The sequence below is a fragment of the Prevotella sp. TF12-30 genome (assembly GCF_003436715.1).
Lineage (GTDB): Bacteria > Bacteroidota > Bacteroidia > Bacteroidales > Bacteroidaceae > Prevotella > Prevotella copri_A.
The window spans coordinates 1-1,156 of the sequence record NZ_QSQJ01000100.1 but is presented as its reverse complement, the minus strand read 5'-3'; the positions used below and the strand labels follow the sequence as shown (position 1 = coordinate 1,156).

Annotated in this window: 2 protein-coding genes; both read right to left on the bottom strand. The window is 48.4% G+C overall.

Annotation, left to right across the window (positions count from 1 at the left end; genetic code table 11):
* Positions 1 to 927: primase-helicase family protein (locus tag DXD25_RS16195; RefSeq protein WP_233522372.1), on the bottom strand; the 927-nt coding region annotated here is incomplete at its 3' end.
* A 3-nt stretch (positions 928 to 930) separates the two neighbouring features.
* On the bottom strand, positions 931 to 1,156 hold a 226-nt coding region (locus DXD25_RS17340; RefSeq protein WP_222847562.1), incomplete at its 5' end, for a hypothetical protein.

Genomic DNA, 1,156 nt, shown 5'->3' with positions numbered 1-1,156 from the left:
GGTCGCTATCTGTTCGGGGGCGAACCACATTCGGCTCTTGTGCTCTGTGGATAGCGTTCTGCCTTGCAGATGGAACAGAAAAGCGGGTATCTCCGCCTTCAGTTTCTCCAAGAAGCCGGTATCGTCAGATTGCAACGATGAAATCTTCCTCACCCAATATCGGGTCTCGCCCTCGTCAATGATGACAGGGAGTGATTCGTTGTTGGAGCACAGCACGAACTTGGCAAAGAAGGAAATCTCGTTCCTGTCCTTGCCCTTGGCTTCCACCTTGTACGAGAGTGTGGTGCTGAGGTTCTTCAACCGCTCGGAATCCTCCCTGCGGCTGAGCAATACCTCGTCCACGACTATGAGCAGTTTGCCAGCCCAATCGGAGTTGAACTGACTGCGGAAGTCCTCGTTGGTGTTGAATGTCACGTTGTCCTGGAACAATGCCTTCAGAAAGTTCAAGAACGTGGTCTTGCCTGTGTTTCTTTCCTCTGATACAAGCAATAGAATAGGCAGCTTCTGCACTGGTCTGAGATAAAGAAGTTGCAGGTAGTCCATGCCAAGCTCATATTGCTCACCGAAGATGTGACTAACCAACTTCTTGATGTTCGGGAAGCCCCCTTGCATCGGCTTATGTCCTATCGGCTCGTATAGGTTGAGGAAACCGTCTATCACCGTGCGGTGGTTCACATGTTCGGGAACAGTACAGAAGCCGTCATACTTGTGAACGTACTTGATGAACTCCTTGCCGTAGTCCTGACGCAAGGTCTCCATGTTCCATGGGATGCGCTTTCTTACCTTTCCTCCATTGATGGTAGGTTGGTCAACCACCTTGTACAAGGTTGTGCCAACACGGATGAACACCTCGTTTGTCGGAGGTGCAGCCTGTGGCTTTGCATTTGCCACGCCTACAAGCTGATTGTTGTCGTTTGTCTTGCTCATAATCTAACCTTTGTGAGTTGATAAATTAAAGTTGCAAAGGTAAGGGCGGAAAATCAAAACGCAAAACACAAACTTGCGCAGAATGGAGAAGTTTGCACCGACAATGTTAAAAGATTGGAAATCAATGTGCTTGATGTAGCCTTTCGGGATAAGATAAAACGAAAAATCCCGAAGAGAGGCTTCCTTGCAAACCTTTCCTCGGGATGAACAAAAATGTATTCCTGCATGT